Raw genomic sequence first — 21630 nt, 5'->3', positions numbered from 1 at the left:
GTTCAAGCTCTGCTCTATGGAGGGGCCGGGAATGCGCATGTACTCCCGGCCCTGCTCCCGTTTCCGGCAATATTACAGCAAGTTCTGACTCAAACCTATTACTTTCCGGAAACTTTCCCTGCCACGCCTTCGACAAAATAATCCATCTTCGTCAGCGCCGCATCGTCCAGCACGCCTTTATCCAGGCGCACCTTGCCATCGTTATCCTTGATCGGTGCACTGAAAGGATTGAGCTTGCCAGCCACCAAGTCTTTCTCGCGCGCCAATACAAACTGTTTCACATCGGCGGGCACGGCGGCGTTGATGCCTTCCAGCTTGACCATGCCATCCTTGATGCCGCCCCAGGTACTGCTGGACTTCCACGTACCGTCCAGCACAGCCTGTGCCTGCTTCGTATAGTACTCGCCCCAATGGTGGGTGACGGCAGCCAGCTGCGCCTTCGGCCCGTACTTTTTCATGTCCGAGTGGTAGGCGATCGCATACTTGCCCTTCTCTTCCGCCGCCTGCACCACGGCGGTCGAGTCCGTGTGGTGGGTGACCACGTCGGCGCCCTGGCCGATCAGGGTGATGGCCGCGTCGCGCTCTTTGCCCGGGTCGAACCAGCTATTCACCCACACCACTTTCACTTCCGCCTTCGGGTCGACGCTGCGCATGCCACGCGTGAAGGCATTAACGCCCTGCAACACTTCCGGGATGGGAAACGCCGCCACGTAACCAGCCACATGCGTCTTGCTCATCTTGCCTGCCAACACGCCGGCCAGGTAGCGGCCTTCGTAGAAACGGGCATTCGTGTTGGCCACGTTGACGGCCGTCTTGTAGCCAGTCAGGTGGATGAACTTCACATTAGGAAATTGCTTCGCCACTTTCAAGGTGGGATTCATGTAACCGAACGAGGTCGTGATGACCAGCTTGCTGCCCGTTTGCGCCAAGTCGCGGATCACGCGTTCCGCATCGGCGCTCTCCGGCACGTTTTCCACAAACTTGGTGGTGATCTTGTTGCCCAGCGCCTTTTCCATTTCCTTGCGCGCCTGGTCATGCTGGGTGGTCCAGCCCGCGTCGCCGATGGGGCTGATATAAACAAAACCGACATTCAATGGAGCGGCGGCGGGCGCGGCGGCCATGGCAGGCATCAGAATGGCACTGCAAACGGCGGCGCACAGTAATTTCTTGGACATGGTTTTCCTTGTGGTGAGTGATTAATTTCCGGGATTGAAATTTTTCCCCAGCGAAGCGGGCATGTTGAGCTTGATGTAATTGGCATTGCTGGAAATGAGCACGAGCACGACGATGGCCGCCAGATACGGCAACATCGACAGCAGTTGCGAAGCGATGGGCACGCCCAGCGCCTGCGCATGGAAGGTCAGAATGGTGATGCCGCCAAACAGGTAGGCGCCGCCCACCACGCGCGCGGGGCGCCAGGTGGCAAACGTGGTCAGCGCCAGCGCGATCCATCCGCGCCCCGCCACCATGCCCTCGACCCACAGCGGCGTGTACACGAGCGACAAAAACGCGCCGGCCAGGCCACAGCAGGCGCCGCCGAACAGCACGGCCGCCAGGCGGATGCGGCGCACGGGGTAACCGAGCGCATGCGCGGAAGCGGGCGACTCGCCCACGGCGCGCAGCACGAGTCCCGCCCGCGTGCGGTACAAAAACCAGGCGATGGCCACGCACAGCAGCAGCGACAGATACACCATCGGATGCTGGCGGAACAGGGCCGGCCCCAGCACGGGAATGTCTTCCAGGAATGGGATGCCGAAGCGGCCGTTCTGCAAGCTGTTGCCCACATACTTCAGGCCGATGTAGGTGGAGGCGCCCGCGCCGAACAGCGATAAAGCCAGGCCCGTCGCGTACTGGTTCGTGCCCAGCCACACGGTCAGCCAGGCAAAGAAGCCGGACAGCACCATGCTGGCGCCCGCCCCCGCCAGGAAGCCCAGGGTGGGGCTGCCCGTGTTGACGGCCACGGCAAAGCCCGTGATGGCCGACACCAGCATCATGCCTTCCGCGCCCAGGTTCACCACGCCCGCCTTTTCATTCACCAATAAACCGAGCGCGGCGAGCATCAGCGGCGTGCCCGCATTGATGCTGGCGGCGATCAAGGGCGCTATCGTCAGGGCCAGGTTATCCATGTTTTCTCCAGCGCAATTTATATTGGATCAGCACGTCGCAAGCGAGCAAGGCAAACAGCAAGATGCCCTGGAACACGCCCGTGATCGCGCTGGGCAGCCCCAGGCGCGATTGCGCCAGTTCGCCGCCGATATAGAACAGGGCCATGACGAAGCTGGAAAAGAGGACGCCGACGGGATGCAGCCGCCCCACGAAGGCGACGATGATGGCGGCAAAGCCGTAGCCGGGCGAGACCGTGGGCGTCAACTGCCCCATCGGTCCCAGCACTTCGCAGGCGCCCGCCAGGCCGGACAGGGCGCCGCAGATCAGCAGGGACGACCACAAGGTCTTGCGCGAAGAAAAACCCGCATACCGCGCGGCGGCCGGCGCCATGCCGCCCACGCGCAGGCGGAAGCCGGCGATGCTGCGCGACAAATACAGCCAGCCGCCCAGCGAGGCCAGCAAGGCGAAGATGATGCCCACATGCAAGCGCGTGTCGCTGATCACCATCGGCAACAGCAAGCCGTCGGACAACAGTTTCGACTGAGGGAAGTTGAAGCCTTCCGGGTCGCGCAGCACGCCGTACACGAGATAGCTGAGCAGCAATTGGGCGATGTAGACCAGCATCAGCGAGACGAGGATTTCGCTGGCGTTGTAGCGGTCGCGCAGCCACGCCACCAGGCCCGCCCACACCATGCCGCCCGCCATGCCGGCCAGCAGGGACACGCCGATGACGGTCGCGCCGCCCACGCCATCGTCCAGGTACAGGGCCGCCGCGCCGCCGCAGATGGCGCCCAGGGTCAGCTGCCCTTCCGCGCCGATGTTATAAATGTTGGCGCGAAAGCAGATGGCCAGGCCCACGGCGATCAACAGCAGCGGCGCCACCTTGATGCCCAGCTCGGACCAGCCGTGCGCGTCGCGCAAGGGTTCCACGAAGAAGACGGCCAGTCCCGCCAGCGGATCGTGTCCCAGCGCCAGAAACAGCAAAGCGCCGCACAGCACGGTGAGCAGCACGGCCAGCACGGGCGACAGCCACGACATCAGCCGCGACGGGGTGGGACGGGCTTCCAGGCGCAAGGCAAACTTAGCCATGGGCTACCTCCTGTGGCCACAGCCCGCTCATCCATTGCCCCACCTGGGCCACGCTGGCCTCGCCCACCTCGAGCGAAGGTGAAATTTTTCCTTTCGCCATCACCAGCAGGCGGTCGCTGATCTCGAACAATTCATCGAGTTCCTCCGAAACGACGAGCAGCGCGCAACCGGCGTCGCGCAGCGCCAGCAACTCGGCGCGGATTTGCGCGGCGGCGCCCACGTCCACGCCCCAGGTCGGCTGCGCCACCACCAGCACGGTGGGCTCGCGCATGACTTCGCGTCCGACTATGTATTTCTGCAAATTGCCTCCAGACAAGCTGCGCGCCAGCGACTGCGGCCCGCCCGCCTTCACCTGGAAGCGGGCGATGATGGCGGCCGCCCGCTGCGCGATGACGTGATGACGCACGAAGCCGTGGCGGATGGTGGCGGGGGTCTGCAAGCTCAACAACACGTTATCGGCCAGCCCCATGTCGGGCACGGCGCCGCGACCCAGCCGCTCCTCAGGCACGAAGCCGAAGCCCAGGGCGCGCCGGCGTCCCGGCGGCAAGCGGCCTGCCGGCGTGCCGTTCAGCACGATGCTGGCGGGGGCCGCGCGCATGTCCTCGCCCGACAGCGCGGCCAGCAATTCCTGCTGGCCATTGCCGGACACGCCCGCGATGCCGACGATTTCTCCCGCGCGCACGTCGAAATTAATGTCCGTCAACTGCGTGGCAAACGGGTGGCTCTTCGGCAAGTCCAACTGCCGCACGCTCAGCATGACGGCACCGGGCGTGCGCGCCACGCGCGTGACGGCGGGCGGTTCGGCGCCGATCATCATGCGCGACAGGCTGGCCGCCGATTCCTGAGTGGGATCGCACACGCCCGCGTTCTTGCCGGCGCGCACCACCGTGCAGGTATGACACAGGGCGCGGATTTCGTCGAGCTTGTGGCTGATGTACAGGATGCTGCAGCCTTCGGCCGCCAGTTGGCGCAAGGTAGTAAACAGTTTCTCCACGGCGCCCGGCGTCAGCACGGAAGTCGGTTCATCGAGGATCAACAGTTGCGGCTTGGCCAGCAGGGCGCGCACGATTTCCACGCGCTGGCATTCACCCACCGACAAGGTGTGCACGTGGCGCTGCGGTTCCAGGTCCAGGCCGTACTGGCGCGCCGTCGCCTCGATGCGCTGCGCCAGTTCCGCCATGTTGGTGCCGGCGGGCAAACCGAGGGCGATGTTTTCCGTCACGGTGAGCGTGTCGAACAGGGAAAAGTGCTGGAACACCATGGCGATGCCCAGCGCGCGCGCAGCCGACGGGTTGGCGATCTCGACCTCGCGGCCATTCCACAGGATGCGCCCGCCATCGGGTTGCACGGCGCCATAGATGATTTTCATCAAGGTCGATTTGCCGGCACCGTTTTCGCCGAGCACGGCGTGAATCTGTCCGGGCGCCACGCTGAGGTGGATGCCGTCATTCGCCACCACGGACGGATAGCGCTTGCTGATGTCGTGTAATTCGAGACGTGCCGTCATTGTTTTTTTCGTGCCTCGCTAAGTTGTCCGTCTATCGATCGGCGCGGCATCAAGCCATCGCGATAGCTATCGTATCGGCATCCGCGGATGCTTGGGGGCTGGCGTTTGGCAGTCCATTTCTATTTCTACAAAAAAACAACACCTGTATACAATTTTGAAAAAAATTAGCTGCTTTACAGCCCCCGCCTTGCCCCACAAGGGCTGGAAGATGCGATGATTATATGCAAGAAATGATAGTAGGTATGTAAATACTGCATATTATCTGACGCCGCGCCTCTCCCATCATGGATTGAACGGCGCGCATTCTGCGGCAACGCAGCGCATCATGCGCCCTACGCGCCCCGCCATCCCTTGTATCCGTTTTCCAACACCGCCATCAGGAGCCGAAAGTGCCAAAAACCATACCGTGTCTATTGCTCTGCCTCACTACCACCCTCGGCGTGGGTGCAACCGCCCAGGCTGCCGAATGGAGCGATACCGCGCTGAGCTGGCGCGCCGGCAATGATTACCGCGAGCCGTTCAATCCCGATGACATCAAGAAAAACATCTTTGCCATCACGCACGCCAGCGGCTACAAATACGGCAGCAACTTCGTCAACCTCGATTTCCTCATGTCCGACAGCAAGGACCCTGGCGCGCTGGGCAAGACTTCCGGCGCGCAAGAGGCGTATCTGGTGTACCGCAACACCATCGACATCGGCAAGGTGCGCGGCAGCGACATCAAGTTCGGCCCCGTGCGCGGCGTCGGCGTCACCCTGGGTTTCGATGTCAACACGAAAAATGACGTCGGCTACAACTCGCGCAAGCGCATGCTGGTGGCCGGCCCGACCTTGATGTGGGACGTGCCCGGATTCTTCAATACCAGCCTGCTGTTGCTGCGTGAAAGCAATGCCCCCAGCGGCGCCTTCCCGCCCATCTCGCAAGTGACGGGCCGCTACACGTATAAAACGCACGCCATGCTGACGGGCGCCTGGGGCATTCCCCTGTCGCCGCTGTTCTCGTTCGAAGGCTTCTTTAACCTCATCGACTCCAAAGGCAACGATGAAGTGGGACGCAAGACGGCGGTGGAAACGAATATCGACATGCAGGTGATGTTCGACGTGGGCGCGGCTCTGGGCAGTCCGAAAAACACCTTCCGCGTGGGCCTGGAATACCAGTACTGGAAGAACAAGTTCGGCAACTCGGCCGCCACCACGGGCAATGTGGGCCAGACGGCGAAGACGCCGATGATACGCGCGGAGTACCATTTCTAAGAATCATTGTCACGCATCAACATCCACGGTCGCGCCTGATGCCAGCATGAAGCTTTCCAGCTGGCGGAGAGCGCGACCGTGGAACAACTGCTGCCGTATTACGAGCGTGAGCTGGGCTTGTTTCGCCAGTACACGCGCGAGTTTTCCAGCCGTTATCCGAAAGCGGCCGGGCGCCTGCTGATCGCCGGCGACACCTGCGAAGATCCGCATGTCGAACGCCTGATCCAGTCCGTCGCCCTGCTCACGGCCAGGGTCACCAAGCGCCTCGACGACGCCTATCCGCAATTCACCCATGCCCTGCTCGACACCCTGTACCCGCACTATCTGCGGCCGTTTCCCGCATGCTCCATCGTGCGCATCGCCGCCGACGAGGCGCCCGGTGGCGGCCAGCTGGCGCATGTCCCGCGCGGCACCGTGCTGCGCTCGCAGCCGGTGCAAGGCGTGGCCTGCAAGTTCACCAGCGTGTATGACGTGACCCTGGCGCCGCTGGCCGTTTCTCGCCTGCATTTTTCAGCCATCATCGACGCGCCGCCCGGCCTGCGCCTGCCCGACGGCGCCAGCGCCTTGCTCAGCATTCAATTCACCAGCAGCAGTGACAACTACCATCTGGACCAGCCGGGTTTTGCCAACCTGCGCCTGTTTGCCGATGGCGAACCGTCCGTGCGCGCGGCCCTGCTCGACGCCCTGTTCCTGCGCGGCGCGGGCGCGTACGTGGCGCTGGATGAACACAGTCCGTGGCTGGCTGTCGATGGCACGCCACTGGCGCCGGCCGGCTATGCGGACGACGACGCGCTGATCCCCATTTCCGCCCGTTCGCACCCGGCGCTGCGCCTGCTGACCGAGTATTTCGCCTTTCCGGAAAAATTCCATTTCATCGATATCGCCTGGTCACGGCTGGCGGCCCTGTTGCCGAAGCAATGCCGCCAGTTCACCTTGCACCTGCCCCTCAAGGGCGTGCGCAGCGACAGCCACGAGGCGCGGCTCTTGTCCGGCGTCAGCCGCGACAACCTCTTGCTGGGATGCACGCCTGTCGTCAACCTGTTTGCCAAGTCCGGCGTGCCGATCCGCCTCACGCATACCGAGCCCGACTACGCCCTGCTGGCCGATGCCACGCATGCGTTTGCCTATGACATCCACAGCATCGAGGCCGTTACCGTGGTGCGCAAGGACGAGGCCGGCGAGCGCCTCAGCACTTTTTTACCGCTGTATGCCTCGCTGCAGGGTTCTCAGGCAGAGCATGGCCTAACGCAAGGACAGTATTGGCTGGCGCGCCGCGACGAAACGGTGGCGGCCATCAGCCCCGGCCATGAAATGCGCCTCTGCCTGATCGACCCGCAATTTTCGCCGGGCAGCGCGGCCTGCGCCACCGTCTCGACGCAACTGCTGTGCAGCAACCGCGACTTGCCCACGCAGTTGCATTACGGCTTGCCCGGCGGCGACCTGCTGGCCGAAGACGTGCCCGACGGCATCCCCGCGCGCTTCCTGCGCAAGCCCACGCCCAGCATGCGCTTCCTGGCGGACACGCACTGGCGGCTGATTGCGCACCTGTCGCTTAATTACTCGGGCCTGACGCAAGCGGGCCTGGGCGAATTCCAGAAAATGCTCAGCCTGTACGACCTGCCCCGTTCGCCCACCACGCAGCGCCTGATCCAGGGCATCGTCACGCTGGAACACGGCAGCACGCGCGCGTGGATGCCGACCGTGCCGTTTCCCACCCTGATGCCCGGCATCGCCATCCGCCTGGGCATCGACGAACAAGCCTTCGTCGGCAGCAGCATCTATATTTTTGCCCAGGTGCTGCAGCGCTACTTCGCCCTGAACAGCCAGCTCAACTGCTTTAGCCAACTGACGCTGCTGTCCCAGCGCAGCGGCGAGGAAATCCTGCGATGCCCGGAACGCAGCGCCGACGCCATCCCAGCGTGATCCAGCAAATGCTCGACGCGCCGCAGCGCTTCGAGTGCTTCCAGGCGCTGCGCCTGCTGCTGGCCTGGCTGGCCGAACACGGCATCGATGAGCACACGGCGCTGGCAAAGATCATGCGCTTCGACAACAGCGTCTCGCTGCGCTTTCCCGCCAGCCAGATCGAGGCGCTCACGACAAACGGCATCGCTGATGCCGATGCCTTGCTGCAGGCGCTGCTGTCCGGCCACAGCCAGCACATCCACCTCACGCCCGCCTTCATGGGCCTGCTGGGTTGCCAGGGCAGCTTGCCCAGCCACTATTCGGAGCGCATCGCCGCGCACCAGCATAGCGAGCGCGACACCAGCGCGCGCGCTTTTCTCGACCTGTTTTCCAGCCGTGCCGTCACCCTGTTTTACCACGCGTGGCAAAAATACCGCATCGAGCAAGCCAGCCACAGCGGCGCCTTCCTGTCGCGCCTGCTGGACCTGGCCGCCTGCCAGTCGGGCCAGGGCCAGGGCCAGGACGAGGCGGCGATCGGCCTGTACTCCGGCTTGCTGCAGCAACGCAACATCTCGTCCATCGTCATGGCGCGCATCCTCGGCGACCACTTTGGCGTGCCCTGCCACATCGACGAAGCGACGGGCGCCATGGACGCACTGGCGCCGCGCGAACAAACGGCGCTGTGCATGGCCAATGCCGTGCTGGGCCAGCGCGCCACCATCGGCGAGCGCTGCCGCCGCCCCGACCTGGCCGTACGCCTGCGCCTCGGTCCGCTCACGGCAGAGCAGCACGCCAGCTTTTTGCCGCGCGCCCCGGCCAGCGAGGCGCTGCGGCACATGCTGATGCTGTTCGGCCAGCCGCTCGTGCGCTACGAGATCGTGCTGGTGCTGCGCGCCAGCGAGGTAAGGGGACTGGCATTGACGGCCAACGGGCAAGCTGGCCTCGGCTGCAACAGTTTCCTCGGTGCTGCAGCATCACCGCGCCACCGCGACGACATGCATTACGAAATGCAATTGATGCCCTCACTCAAAGATTGAAGCTTGCGGCGGCGCAAAACGCCCGTGTTCGCTATTGCTACAGTCGGTCAACGATTCCTACCGTGAAGCGATGCGCGATGAGCCAGTTCCCCGATACGACAGCGGCATGGACGGCATTAACGGGCGACATGCAGGGCCAGCGCCTGCTGCGCCTGCACTTTCCGCATGGCGACGGCCCCGCCGGCATCCAGTTCCTGGCCAACAGCCTGGACGCCAGCGAAAGCCTGTCGCGCGATTTTTCCCATGTGGTGGAAGTGCTGTCCGACGACGCCGCCATCGCGCTCGACAAGGTGATGGGCAAGATGGTGACCGTCGAACTGGTGCGCGAAGACGGTACCTTGCGCTACTTTAATGGTTACGTGTTCGAGTTCCGCTTCCTGCGCACGGACGGCGGCTTCGCCTTTTATGAAATGGTGCTGGAGCCATGGCTGTCGCATCTGCACTTGCGGAAAAACAATGTCGCCTTCCACGGCCTGACGGTGGCGGCGCTGACGGACAAGGTCTTCGATGACTACCTGATGCGCGACTACAAGCTGGCCGCCAGCGGCCTGGACCCCGCCATCACCTACACGTGCCAGCACAACGAGAGCGACCACAACCTGCTGCACCGCCATTGGGAACAGCTGGGCTGGCACTACCGCTACGAACACCGCCTTGACGGCCACACCTTGTGGCTGGACGACGACAGCACTACCGGCAAGTCCATCGATGGAGAGTCGAGCGCCATGCCCTTCCAGCACCAGGCCGGATCCCTGGAAGACGATGGCGTACATCAATGGCGCACGGTGCGGCGCATGACCCCGGCCCAGATGACGGTGGCCAGTTTCAACTTCAAGAATCCGCGCAGCGCCCGCGCCAGCCGCGACTCGCTGAACCGGCAAGGCGCCGTGCCGTCCCTGGAAGTGTATGAAAACACGGGCAGCTACGGTTTTAAAAACATCGACGATGGCGAAGCCCTGGCCCAGCGCCGCATGGAAGAGGTTGATGCCCAGGGCCAGCTGTTCGAGGCGCAGGGCAATGACCGCACGGCGCAGCCGGGACGCTGGTTCACCCTGGACGGGCATTTCGACAGCGCAGCTGGCGAATACCTGATCCTGTCCGTGCACCACTACGCCAGCAATAACTATCAGCAAGGGCACGGCGCCACCTCGCACTACAGCAACACATTTACGTGCATCCCCCGCGCCATCCCCTGGCGCCCAGGCCGCAATTTTCATAGCCGCGAACCGAAGATCTACGGCGTGCAGACGGCGACCGTCGTCGGGCCGCCCGGCGAGGAGATCCATACGGACGGTTACGGAAGAGTCAAAGTGCAATTCCACTGGGACCGCCTCGGCACCTTCGACGACAAAAGTTCGCCGTGGATACGCGTGATATCGAACTGGGCCGGCCCGAATTTCGGCCACATCAGCCTGCCCCGGGTGGGCATGGAAGTGGCCGTGCAATTTCTCGACGGTAACGTCGCCATGCCCATCATCATCGGCTGCGTCTACAACGCGCGCAATATGCCGCCATAGGAGCTACCGGCCAACAAGACGCAAAGCGGCATGCTGAGCCGCTCGTCAAAAAAAGGTTCCGCAGCGCACGCCAACGCCTTGCGCTTCGAAGACCGCAAGGATGCGGAAGAGCTATGGCTGCATGCGGAAAAAGACCAGCGCATCGAAGTCGAGCACGACGAATCGCACTGGGTCGGCAACGACCGGCGCAAAACCATCGACCGCGATGAAACGGTGCACGTCAAGCGCGACCGCACGGAAACGGTGGACCACGATGAAGACATCACCGTGCACAACAACCGCCGTGAGCGCGTCGACCACGACGAACACATCGACATCGGCGACAACCGCCGCGAACACGTGGGCGGCAACGAGCAGGTGCAGATCGACGGCCACCGTTCGGAACGGGTGACCCTGGCCAAGGACGAAACGATCGGCCTGGCCAAGGTGCTGACCATCGGCGCAGCCTACCAGACCACCGTCATCGGCGCCATGAACACCACCGTGGTGCTGGCGCAGGCCGAGCAAGTCGGCCTGACGAAAAGCGTCATCGTCGGCGCCGACAGCACGCTCACGGCCACCGATTCGCACACGATGACTATTGGCACGTCCAGCATCACCATCACGCCGGGACGCATCGAACTCGTTGCCGATGAAATCATCATCCGCGGCAGGTCGAAGGTGCAGATCCATGGCGACGACATCGACAACAACCCGGGCTGACGATGAACGACGCCGGCACAGCCCATTTCAACATCCCCAACCTGCTCTTCGACAACCGCACGCCGCACGCGGCCAGCCAGTTCGACATGGTCGACCAGTTTGGCGAGGCCTTTCATGTGGTGGTGGCACGCATGGGCTACACCTTGGGCCCCTGCGGCGCGGACGGCCTGGCCAGCCTGCTGCCCATGGTGCGTCAGTCGCCGCTGGCTACGCAAGACCGGCACCTGGACGGCGACACGCAGGCGGGTACGGTACAGGAAAGCGACTTCGCGCCCTATAAACCGCGCTGTGACGTGATCGTCAATGGCGTGGCGCACGCGCCGCGCGGGCAGGCGATGCCGCAATTTCTCGTCAACCTGAAGGTGCGGTCAGAAAAGAAGACCCTGATCGACAAGACCTTGCAAGTGTGTGGCGAGCGCGCCTTCCGCAAGAAAGCCGTCCTCACCCGCCTGGCGCAGGGCTGCGCCCGCATCGCCACCGTGGGCTTGCTGCGGCCCAATCCGTGGCAGCTATCCGCACCGGAAGCGTTCCTGCAATTGCCGCTGCACTACGCCTACGCGTATGGCGGCCAACGCCGCATCGAAGCCGATGACTGCAACGCGGCGGCGCACGATTCCTGCCAGGCCAATCCGCTGGGACGGGGCTTTGCGCGGCACTGGTACCTGGATGCGAAACAGATCGACGAGGTGCCCGCACCGCGCATCCTGGATGTATCTCTGCCATGCACGGCCACCCAGTTCTGGCATGGCGCCGGCGGCAAGGAACTGCCCGCGCCGGCGGGGCTGGCCGTTATCGGCCGTGGCTGGCTGCCGCGCCGCGCGCTGGCAGGCAGCATCGTGGTCAAGGACAAATGGGATGCCGATGAAGTCCCTACCCTGCCGGAAGACTTCGATTTCGCCTACTGGAACAGCACGCCGCCCGACCAGCAATGTCCGCACCTGGCGGGACTGGAGCAATTCACCTTGACCAATCTGTGCCGCCACGACCATCGCTCGGCCCGCATCGACCCGCGCGGCAACACGGTGCTGCGTTTCGGCCTGCCGCAACAGGTGCTGTGCCTGCTGCTGGCAGACAAGAACGACCAGTTGCTCGTCTGGCGCCTGGCCATCGATACGGTGCTGATCGACCCGCAAGCGAGCACCGTGGAGCTGGTCTGGCGCGCCCTCGTGCCGGCCGACGCGGGCCAGGTCGCGTCGCGCCTGCTGCACGCGATGGAGCCGGCGCAGATCGCACGCATCGAACTGCTGGAACAGGCGCAGGAAGCACTGGGCAAGGCGGCCAGGCAAGGTCAAAACAATGACAAATGAAACCGTCACCAAAGCCTCGCGCTTCTATTGCGTCAGCCTCAGCCCCGACATTTGCAAGACGCCCGTCGGCTCCAGCACGCCGCCTATTCCCTACAGCATCATCGGTGAATTCTCGGAAGCACAGAACGCTTCGCCCAACGTCAAGTCGCACAGCGAACCCGTCATCCTGCACCAGCGCAGCACCATTCCCACCGTCAAGGGCGACGCGGCCGGCAAGGCGGGCGGCGTCAAGAGCGGCACCGTCGGCAAGCAGGTCGACACCAAGGTCGCCAGCCCCATCCACCGCGCCAACGGCGCCAGCCTGGTGCAGATGGGGCGCGAAGTATGGATGAATTCGCGCAATACCGTGGGCAAGATTTACGAGCGGGGCGCGGAGGCGGCCAAGCCCGTGCTCAAGGACCTGAAGGCGGCGATACGGGAAACGGCACAAGACTACAAGGAGCATGGTTCGAAGAGCATGCATGGCGCTGCCGAAGACCTCGTGGATGCGGGTGGCACCGTCCTGACAGGCAGCGCCGTGCTGGGAGTCGCCGGAGTGGGCGTTGCGGCAACTGGCGTTGGCCTGCCGGCAGCTGCCGCGATGGAAACAGCGGCAGCAACCGGCGCAGTTGCCGGCACGGCGACCGTTACGACAGGCACGGCAATGGAAGCATCGGCCACGGTGCTCGACCAGGCGACGGACTACATATTGACAGGCAAGACACCAGATTTGCTCAATACCGCCTCAGACATCGTCATGAATGCGGCAGGCACATTATTGCAAACGGCAGTGTTCAGCAAGATTCCCGGCGGAAAAATACTGAGCAAGTTTCTCGGCAAAAAAACGGCGCCGACCATCAACAAGGTCAAGGACAAGCTGGTCGGCAAGAAACCGGACAAGCCGCCCCCAAAACTCGACAAACCTCCCCCAAAAAATGGCGGTGACGACGGCAAGAGCCGGGGCAAGAAGGAACCGAAATCGGAAGCCCCCTCCGACTGCTGCCCCAAGGATAGCGGCCCGGCCAAAAAACCCGTCAAGGGCCGCAAGCCCGTGCATTTCGGCACGGGCCAGGAAATCCTGTACCAGACGGATTTCGCGCTCGAACGCAGCATCCCCATCGCCTGGACGCGCTGCTATCGCTCCGGCGCCGAATGCGAAGACTGGGGCTTGCTGGGCGCGCGCTGGTCCACGCCCTACACCACCAGCCTGTCGCTGTGCGAAGCCGGCATCGTGTTGCACGATGACAGCGGCCGCGCCCTGCGCCTGCCTGGCCTGGAACCGGGCCAGCAACACGACAGCCGCAAGGAAGGTTTTACGCTCACGCGCGACGGCGCCGACACCTTTACCGTGCTATGGCGCGACGGCAGCATCGACCGCTACGCGCGCGCTGAAGACGGCTGGCTACCACACGGCTACGACGGCGTGAACGCCATGCTGGCCCCGTCGACGCCGATTGCCACGCAGCGTTTTGCGCTCGTGCGCAGCGAGGGGCGCGATGGACGCGGCATCAGCATCGACCGTTTCATGGAGGCAAAACCGGGCGAAGTGCTGCTGCGCCTGCGCAGCGATGACGGCAGCGTGCTCGAAGCCATGCGCGGGGAGTCGGAAAAGGCCATCCACATCGAGAGAATCGACGAGGTATTACCCGACGGCAGCCGACTCTGCCATGTCCGCTACGACTATGCCAGCGAAACGGACGATGCCCAGCCGCCCTTCGCGCCCCGCCACAACCTGGTCAACCAGTCGAATGCCCTGGGCGACACGCGCCGCTACAGCTATCGTCACCACCTGCTCACGTCGTGCAGCAGCTACACGGGTTTTAGTTACGAGCTGGAATGGATCAGCCTGGACGCGCTGCGCGCCCGCTGGAGCGGTTCCCCATTGAGCGAACCGGAACTGGCGCAGCGCCATCCCGTCAACTTGGCTAATAGCTACCAGGCGCGCGCCATCGTCACGCGGGCGCACGATGGCAGCGAGCATACGCGCATCGATTACGTGGACAACGACACCAGCCGCGTCACGGAAAACGGCGGCGTCCTCGAATACACATTCGACGCCAACTTGCTGGTCACCGAAGTGCGCCGCGTCATCGACGGCAAGGCCGCCTCGCTGGGCCGGCGCGAGTGGGACCGCGATGGCATGCTGCTGGCCGATATCGACGCCAACGGCGCCGCCACGCGCTACACCTACGATGCATCCGGCAACCTGACCCGCAGCACCGATGCCAAGGGCAACAGCAGCAGCATCGGCTACGACGGCAAGAACCAGCCCGTCTCCTTCACGGATGCGCTGGGCAACACCGCACGCCGCGAATACGATGCGGCAGGTCGTCCCGTCAGCATCACGGATGCGCTGGGCCACGTCACGCGCTACCGCTACGACCAGCGCGGCCAGCTGGTGGAACTGATCGACGCCAGGGGCGGCAGCAAGCATTTCCAGTACAACCGCCAGGGCTTGCTTACCAGCTACACGGACTGTTCCGGCCACAGCAGTGAATACAGCTACGACAGGCAGGGAAGGTTGACGGCGGCACGCGATGCCATGGGCCACGTCAGCAGCTATGAGTACGATGGCCTCGGCCGCCTGACCGGGCTCATCGCACCAGACAAAACACGGGAACACTACGCCTACGATGCAGACGGCAATCTGGTCTCGCACGTGGATGGCGCCGGCCAGCAGACGCGCTACCGCTACAACGGCCAGGGCTTGCCCGTGGAGCGCACGGACGCCGTCGGCCAGACGGTGCAGTACCGCTACGATGCCGCACTGCAACTGACGGAATTGATCAACGCCAAGGGCGAAAGCTACCGGCTCGCGTATCACGCGGAAGGCTGGCTGACGTCGGAAACGGGCTTCGACGGCAAGCGCACGCAATACAGCTATGACCGGGCCGGCAACCTCACCGCCACCGAGTGCGGCAACCGGCGCACGCAGCTGCTGCGCGACGCGCTCGGTTTGTTATCCGTCAAGACCACGGCGGACGGCGTGGTGCGCTACACCTACGATGCGCTGGGCCGCCTGACGGCCGTATCCGCGCCGCAAGCCGAACAGCGTTTCTTCCACGATGCGCTGGGCCAGCTGACCGAAGAGCGCAGCGCATATTTTCTGCAATTCCTGCCCGACGCCGGCAGGCTGCCCAACGCCCCGCGCATGCCGGATGCCAGCTTTGTCATGACGCACGCCTATGATGAGCTGGGCAACCGCATCCAGACGGTCTTGCCGAACGGACGCCGCATCGACACCTTGCGCTACGGTTCCGGCCACTGGCATGGCGTGCTGTGGCAAGGCAAGGCCGTGGTCGATGTCGAGCGCGACAAGCTGCACCGCGAAAAGCAGCGGCAGCTGGGCAACAGCGGTTTGCTCGCCACGCGCCAGTACGACCCGCAATCGCGGCTCACGCAAATGACCCTGGCGCGCGGCCCCAATGCGCCCGCCCCCGTGCGCGAACGCCGCTTCGAATACGATGCGCAAGGCAACCTGAGCACCATTTTTCAAACAGGCACCACCACTGCCGGCCCGCTTGGCAAACTCAGCTATACCTACGACCCCGTCGGCCAGTTGCTGGCCGCCGTGCAACCGGGCCTGGCCGAACACTTCGCCTTCGATCCGGCAGGCAATCTGCTCGACAAGGCTCCCGCGCCTGGTAACGTCCTGAACAGCTATGGCGATACCGAATACGATTACGACGAACAAGGCAATGCCACCAGCAAGCGCTTCCATCCGCCGGGCAGGGAGTCGACCTGGAGCGACCTGGAACTGCAATATGACGCCGAAAACCGCCTCAGCCACGCCACCAGGACGGAACGCCAGTCACGCCACCGCGCACACTATTTCTATGACGCCTTCAGCCGCCGCATCGCCAAGCGGGTAGACGAAGCACGCTGGAGCAAGCAGCAAGACATCACCAAAGACCAGCCCGCCCGCACGAACGCCACCACCACCTTCTTCGTCTGGGATGGCGACACGCTGGCACAGGAACTTGGGCAAGAAGACACGATCACATACCTGTACGAGCCGGACAGCTTCGTACCGCTGGCAAGGATCGCTTCGCCAGCCTGTCGCCAGGCCAGCACGGTCCACCTGCCGCGCGTCGCGCAATGGGATTTACCGGCCACCCGCCACGACGCCGAACTGCAGGCAGCGATTGCGCAAGAACAGGCGGACACCGAAACGCTGCAGGTATCGGCATGGCAAGGTATCCAAGCGGCAGCCGATGACGCGGCAACACACGACCGCATCACCCAATACCACTGCGACCACCTGGGCACGCCGCGCGAGCTGACGGATGCGCAAGGAAACGTGGTCTGGAGCGCGCTCTACAAGGCTTGGGGGCGCTTGCTGCACACTGAGGGAGAAATCGAACAGCCGCTACGGTTTCAGGGGCAGTATGAGGATGGGGAAACGGGGCTGTTTTACAATCGCTACCGGTACTATGACCCAGAGCCAGGACGTTACCTGACGCAAGATCCCATCAGATTACTGGGAGGATTGAATTGCTATCGATATGCCACAAATCCAACTGGTTGGGTCGACCCACTAGGACTATCAAAAAAATGCAATAAAAATACAAATTGCGATCCATGTATTGGAAAAAATCCAGCAGCTTGGGCAAGCCAATGGCAAGGACATGGTGAATACAAAGGCAGAGACAATTGGAAAAATACCATCTTAAAAGCAAATACCGTTATTTACGGAGGAGTTCCAGGGCAATCGGGATTTTATTTTGACGAAGATACATTAAAAAAAGCATCGGGAAGCAAGTCAAAGCTAGGCGAATTATTGCAAGTATTACCGCATAGAAAATTTGGCTATCGTCCAGACGTACAGGCTTATAGAGTTAAAAAAGATACGTGTGTAGCAACAAGCGTTGCAATGGCTCAAGATGCTACTATTTTTGGCAATGGTGGCGGCCAACAATTCTTCTTGTCTGATTTCAAAACCAAAGTTATAAAAATTGGTACAAAAATAAAATTGAAATGACATATATTATGAAAATGCATACTTCTGATGGATCCCTTAATGCCGGGAAATACATATCCGTATTTAAAGGTATGAAACGACATGACCTACTTTCACAGTCAAAAAAACAAATATGGAAAGACTGGATAACAAGAGATGATGAGGTAATATCCTACAAAACAACATTGAAAAATGAAAAAAATCCAAGAGAGACTTTAATTTTAATTGTCTTTTTTGAAAAAAATGATGGCCCCATAAAATTCTGGGACTTTGGACCAGAAAATAACATTAATGAAATTCAATCAAAACCAGAAGGGAAATATACGAAAATTATGAGGAACTGGTTTTTTGAAAACTTTCAAATTACTCTTCCACAATCTGGGTCATGGGGTGAGGTAGATGCATTTTATGATCCTCACAACCTTACGACATCAATTATTTGTAACTATCGATATCAGTACTCATGAAAGACAATTTAAAAGGCTACTTCAAGAACAAAATATTCATAAAATCAAGCTCAAAATTTGACTTGTTTTTCACTCTAAACGATACTTTCTCTTGCAGTCTTAGGACATACCACCCAACACTGCGGCACCCGCACATCAGATTATCGTAAAAAAATTTCGCATGACCTTAACGATCCCTCCCTACATCGGCCGCTTCGCCCCCTCTCCCTCCGGTCCCCTGCACATGGGCTCGCTCGTAGCCGCCATGGCCAGTTATCTCGATGCGAAGGTGCATCGCGGCACGTGGCTGCTGCGCATCGAGGACCTGGACTATGACCGCAATGTCGAGGGCGCCGATATGGCGATCCTGGCCACCTTGCAGCGCTGCGGCATGACGTGGGATGGCGAGGCGACGTGGCAGAGCCGCAGGCTGCCGCTGTACCAGGCGGCGCTGACGCGCTTGCAGGACGATGGGCTCGTGTATGCGTGCGGCTGTTCGCGCAAGGAGATCCACGATTCGGTGTTGCAGGCAGGTGTACCCAAAGGCGGGGCCGCCGTGTATCCGGGCACCTGCCGCCACGGTCTGGCGCCGGGCAAGGCGGCGCGGGCCTTGCGGTTGCGCGTGCCAGAGGGGCCGCAAGCCGTGTATGGCTTTGCCGACCGCTGGCATGGTCCGCAGCGGCAGGACCTGGCTGGCGAGGTGGGCGACTTCGTCGTGCTGCGCGGCGATGGTTACTGGGCGTACCAGCTGGCCGTGGTGGTTGACGATGGCGTGCAGGGCATCACGCAGGTGGTGCGCGGGGCGGATTTGCTCGATTCGACGCCGCGCCAGCTGTATCTGCAGGATGTGCTGGGCTTGCCGCATCCGGGCTTTCTGCACGTGCCTGTGGTCAACAATGCCAGCGGCGAGAAACTGTCGAAGCAGACGGGCGCCATCGCCTTCGATACGGGCACGCATGCCGGCGAACTGCTGGCGTCGGCGCTGCTGCCGGCCGCCCGCTTCCTCGGTCTCGACGTGCGCGCCGACGACGTGGAAGATTTCTGGCGGCAAGCCATTCCTGCCTGGGCGCAGCGGCTGGCGCGCCTTCCCGAGCGCACATAAAAAAACCCGCCGCGGCGCAAGCCGGGCGGGTTGAAGCAGGCGCTGGCCGCAAGGGCCGGCGCCTGGTATCAGGCAATTAGAAGTTGCCCTTGAATTGCACACCAAACTGACGTGGCTCATTGATGAAGCCAGTGCGGTTGTTGAAGTCGATGGCGCCCGTGATGCGGCGGGTATCGGTGATGTTGCGGCCAAAAGCGGCCACTTCATACTTGCCAGCATCCCAGATGTAGCCTACGCGCAAGCCGCCTTCCAGCAACGATTTGCCCGTGTATTCGGCCGCTTCGTACAGGAAGAAGTTGATCTTGCTGCGGTATGCCCAGTCCGTGAACAGGAACAGTTCGCCGTTTTCCAGCGGGATCGAATAGCGGCCGGTGGCCGTGACGATCCATTTTGGCGCCTGTGGCAGCGGATTGCCGTTGATAACGACGTTGCCGGCGGCATTGATCGGATCAAGAATGGTGCAGGACGCAAAACCGCATTTGCTGACGGCCAGGCCAGCGTCATTGATCTGGGTGAAGTTGTAGCTGCCACCCAGGGACATTTTCAGGCTAGGCGTCACGAAGCCTTCCAGGTCCAGCTCAACGCCACGGCCGCTGGTCTTGGCAGCATTGATCAGGCGGTTGACGTTCGAGCTGCCGCCGACCACGGTCAGTTGCTGGTTCTTGATCTCGTAATCGTAAATGCTGAAGGCGACGCGGGCGCGGCGGTTGAACAAGTCAGCCTTGATGCCGGCCTCGTAGGACAGGATGGTTTCCGCATCAGCGATGGTGACAGGCACCTTGTCGCCAGCTGGCGCGATACTCGGCGCGCGGAAGCCGGTGGCGATGCGGGCGTAGAAGTTCACGTCCTTGTTGTATTTATAGGTACCGCTCAAGTCCCAGTTGACCTTGCCCTTGCTGACATCGGCGCTGGTGGGGGAGATTTGCTTCACGCGGTCCGCTTCGACCGTGTTGAAATCCTTCTTGTCCTTGGTATAGCGCAAGCCGCCGCGCAACATGAAATCTTCGTTGACGGCGTAGTTGACGGAACCGAAGGCGGCCCAGGCCTTGTTTTTCTGATGGCTGGCCACGTGCGAGGTCAGTGCGCCCGTGTCGCTATTGAAGTTGTCGGTGAAACCGTTGGCATCTTCATCGAAGAAATACAGGCCCGACTGCCAGTTCAAAGGACCGGCGTTTTTCGATTCGACGCGGAATTCCTGGCTGTACTGGGTGACGCCGCTGATGCCGCCAGCCGTCTCCACCTGGAATGGCAAATTATTCGAAGGGCCAGGTACGCCGCCGTCGATGTCGCCATGGCTCAGGTAATTGTTGACCTTTTCATAGCCGGTGATCGAGAACAGCTTGACGCTGTCCAGGTCCCAGCTCAGGCGGGCGCTGGCGCCGCTGGTACGCAGGCGCTGGAAGTTCTGGCCATTGGTGTACGATTTTTGCGGGTCGAAACCATCGACCAGGTCATTCGTGCCCTTCTTGATTGCATTGGCGAAGAACAGGCGCGCGCTGCCGGTCGTGGTGCGCTGATGCACATTGAACAGGGCGTTGAACGTGGTGTTCGGTGCGTACAGCAGTTGCACGCGCTCGGCGTGTTCGTTGTAGCCGTCCAGCGCATCTTTCTTGCCCGTAAACGTGTTGTCGACATAATTGTCGCGGTGCTGGCGCAGGGTCGAGACACGCATGGCCCATTCTTTGCTCAGTGGCACGTTGACGGCGCCATCGAAATTGGTCGTGTTGTGCGTGGCGGCGGAGACGTTGTAATAGCCTTCGACCTTCTCCAGCTTGGGCTTGGCCGATTCGAATTTCACCACGCCGGCCGGCGTGTTACGGCCGAACAGGGTACCTTGCGGGCCGCGCAACACTTCCACGCCGGCCACGTCAAAAATCGGGAAACCCTTCAAAATGGGATTTTCTTGCACGACATCGTCGTAGATCAGGGAAACAGGTTGCGATGCAAACGTATTGAAGTCCGTATTGCCGTAGCCGCGGATGTAGAAGCGGGGAAAGGTGCGGCCATTCGACGATTCCACGTTCAGGCTAGGCACTTTGCCGGCCAGCACGCGAATATCTTGTCCGCCGGATACCAGCACGTCGAGCTTCTCGTCGCGCAACAGCGATACGGAAACGGGCACGTCGCGAATATTTTCCTTGCGGCGCTGCGCCGTCACGGTCACGGTTTCCAGCTGGCTGGCGGCAGGGGTCGTATCAGCAGCGACTTCATCAGCATACGCCGAGCCGATAGGCAAGGCAGCGGACAGTGCCAGCATGGCGGCGCTTTTGGCGCACAAACGCTGGTGCATCTTGGACATCTTGGTCATGTTGTTTCCCAGAAGTTTAAAAAAGAATTGCGAAATCTGTCTTCCAACCTGTCTCCGGCTTATGTACGGCGCTGGCGTTCTCTGCACCGTCATGGTGCAGCAGCGCGAGCGGATGTTTCTCCGCTCCTGGCGTCACTGGCTCTGCCCTGGCTGTCGTCCAAGCTGACAGCGGTGGCGGCCGCATCTCTGGGATGTCTGATGAACACCAACTTTTAAGTAAGGCGCCAATTTAATTCAAGCGCCTTATGCGCTGCAAGAATATTGTTATGTAAAATATTCATTCATCAACATAAAGGGCTGACTAGTGGTTATTCAGCCACAACAGCGCCAATGCGTGGCTGTTTCACCCGATGATTTGCTGCACGGCGCGCCTTTTTCTCATGGCCTGCAGAAAGCAGAATTGGCGTCCTGCAAG

General features: G+C 61.7%; 14 protein-coding genes. 9 read left to right on the top strand and 5 right to left on the bottom strand.

The window, feature by feature from the left end:
- Positions 1-98 precede the first annotated feature (98 nt).
- Genes FJQ89_RS23915 through FJQ89_RS23900 form a run of 4 tightly spaced genes read right to left on the bottom strand, consistent with a single transcriptional unit; the run spans position 99 to position 4702 of the window.
- A complete protein-coding gene (locus FJQ89_RS23915) occupies positions 99-1175 on the bottom strand; it encodes a BMP family ABC transporter substrate-binding protein (protein ID WP_116743386.1) in 1077 nt (358 codons plus the stop codon).
- 21 nt (positions 1176-1196) lie between these two features.
- Positions 1197-2126, bottom strand: a complete 930-nt coding sequence (locus FJQ89_RS23910) for an ABC transporter permease (RefSeq protein ID WP_071079119.1) — start codon at positions 2124-2126, stop codon at positions 1197-1199.
- Positions 2119-3195, bottom strand: a complete 1077-nt coding sequence (locus FJQ89_RS23905) for an ABC transporter permease (RefSeq protein ID WP_141171973.1) — start codon at positions 3193-3195, stop codon at positions 2119-2121. Before FJQ89_RS23905 ends, FJQ89_RS23910 begins: the two co-directional genes overlap by 8 nt.
- Positions 3188-4702 carry an ABC transporter ATP-binding protein gene (locus tag FJQ89_RS23900; protein WP_141171972.1) on the bottom strand — a complete coding sequence of 505 codons (1515 nt, stop codon included), beginning with the start codon at positions 4700-4702 and terminating at the stop codon, positions 3188-3190. Before FJQ89_RS23900 ends, FJQ89_RS23905 begins: the two co-directional genes overlap by 8 nt.
- Before the next feature lie 389 nt (positions 4703-5091).
- Between FJQ89_RS23900 and FJQ89_RS23895 the strand changes: the two genes are divergently transcribed.
- The 9 genes from FJQ89_RS23895 (at position 5092) to gluQRS (ending at position 18907) form a co-directional block, all read left to right on the top strand.
- Positions 5092-5955: an outer envelope protein gene (locus FJQ89_RS23895; protein ID WP_423245172.1), complete on the top strand. Its 864-nt coding sequence runs from the start codon at positions 5092-5094 to the stop codon at positions 5953-5955.
- A 78-nt stretch (positions 5956-6033) separates the two neighbouring features.
- Positions 6034-7878: a type VI secretion system baseplate subunit TssF gene (gene tssF / locus FJQ89_RS23890; protein WP_141171971.1), complete on the top strand. Its 1845-nt coding sequence runs from the start codon at positions 6034-6036 to the stop codon at positions 7876-7878.
- Positions 7842-8894 carry a type VI secretion system baseplate subunit TssG gene (gene tssG / locus FJQ89_RS23885; protein WP_141171970.1) on the top strand — a complete coding sequence of 351 codons (1053 nt, stop codon included), beginning with the start codon at positions 7842-7844 and terminating at the stop codon, positions 8892-8894. The genes tssF and tssG overlap by 37 nt, the downstream gene beginning before the upstream one ends.
- 77 nt (positions 8895-8971) lie before the next feature.
- Positions 8972-10411, top strand: a complete 1440-nt coding sequence (locus FJQ89_RS23880; protein WP_141171969.1) for a type VI secretion system Vgr family protein — start codon at positions 8972-8974, stop codon at positions 10409-10411.
- A gap of 30 nt (positions 10412-10441) precedes the next feature.
- Positions 10442-11113, top strand: a complete 672-nt coding sequence (locus FJQ89_RS23875; RefSeq protein ID WP_141171968.1) for a bacteriophage T4 gp5 trimerisation domain-containing protein — start codon at positions 10442-10444, stop codon at positions 11111-11113.
- Positions 11114-11115: 2 nt separating this feature from the next.
- A complete protein-coding gene (locus FJQ89_RS23870) occupies positions 11116-12420 on the top strand; it encodes a DUF2169 family type VI secretion system accessory protein (protein ID WP_141171967.1) in 1305 nt (434 codons plus the stop codon).
- Entirely contained in the window at positions 12410-17380 is a 4971-nt protein-coding gene (locus tag FJQ89_RS23865; RefSeq protein WP_141171966.1) for an RHS repeat-associated core domain-containing protein, read from the top strand. Before FJQ89_RS23870 ends, FJQ89_RS23865 begins: the two co-directional genes overlap by 11 nt.
- An 8-nt stretch (positions 17381-17388) precedes the next feature.
- On the top strand, positions 17389-17826 hold the full coding sequence (locus tag FJQ89_RS23860) for a hypothetical protein (RefSeq protein WP_141171965.1): 438 nt from the start codon (positions 17389-17391) through the stop codon (positions 17824-17826).
- A 160-nt stretch (positions 17827-17986) separates the two neighbouring features.
- Positions 17987-18907, top strand: coding sequence for a tRNA glutamyl-Q(34) synthetase GluQRS (gene gluQRS, locus FJQ89_RS23855; protein ID WP_141171964.1), 921 nt, complete (start codon positions 17987-17989; stop codon positions 18905-18907).
- A gap of 76 nt (positions 18908-18983) precedes the next feature.
- On the opposite strand, the gene FJQ89_RS23850 is transcribed toward gluQRS, so the two are convergent.
- Positions 18984-21215 (bottom strand): TonB-dependent receptor, encoded by a 2232-nt coding sequence (locus FJQ89_RS23850; protein ID WP_141171963.1) that lies wholly within the window; start codon positions 21213-21215, stop codon positions 18984-18986.
- Positions 21216-21630: the final 415 nt, after the last annotated feature.

This window comes from Janthinobacterium tructae (assembly GCF_006517255.1).
Lineage (GTDB): Bacteria > Pseudomonadota > Gammaproteobacteria > Burkholderiales > Burkholderiaceae_D > Janthinobacterium > Janthinobacterium tructae.
The sequence above is the reverse complement of the archived record's forward strand: the minus strand, read 5'-3'. Positions and strand labels throughout refer to the sequence as shown.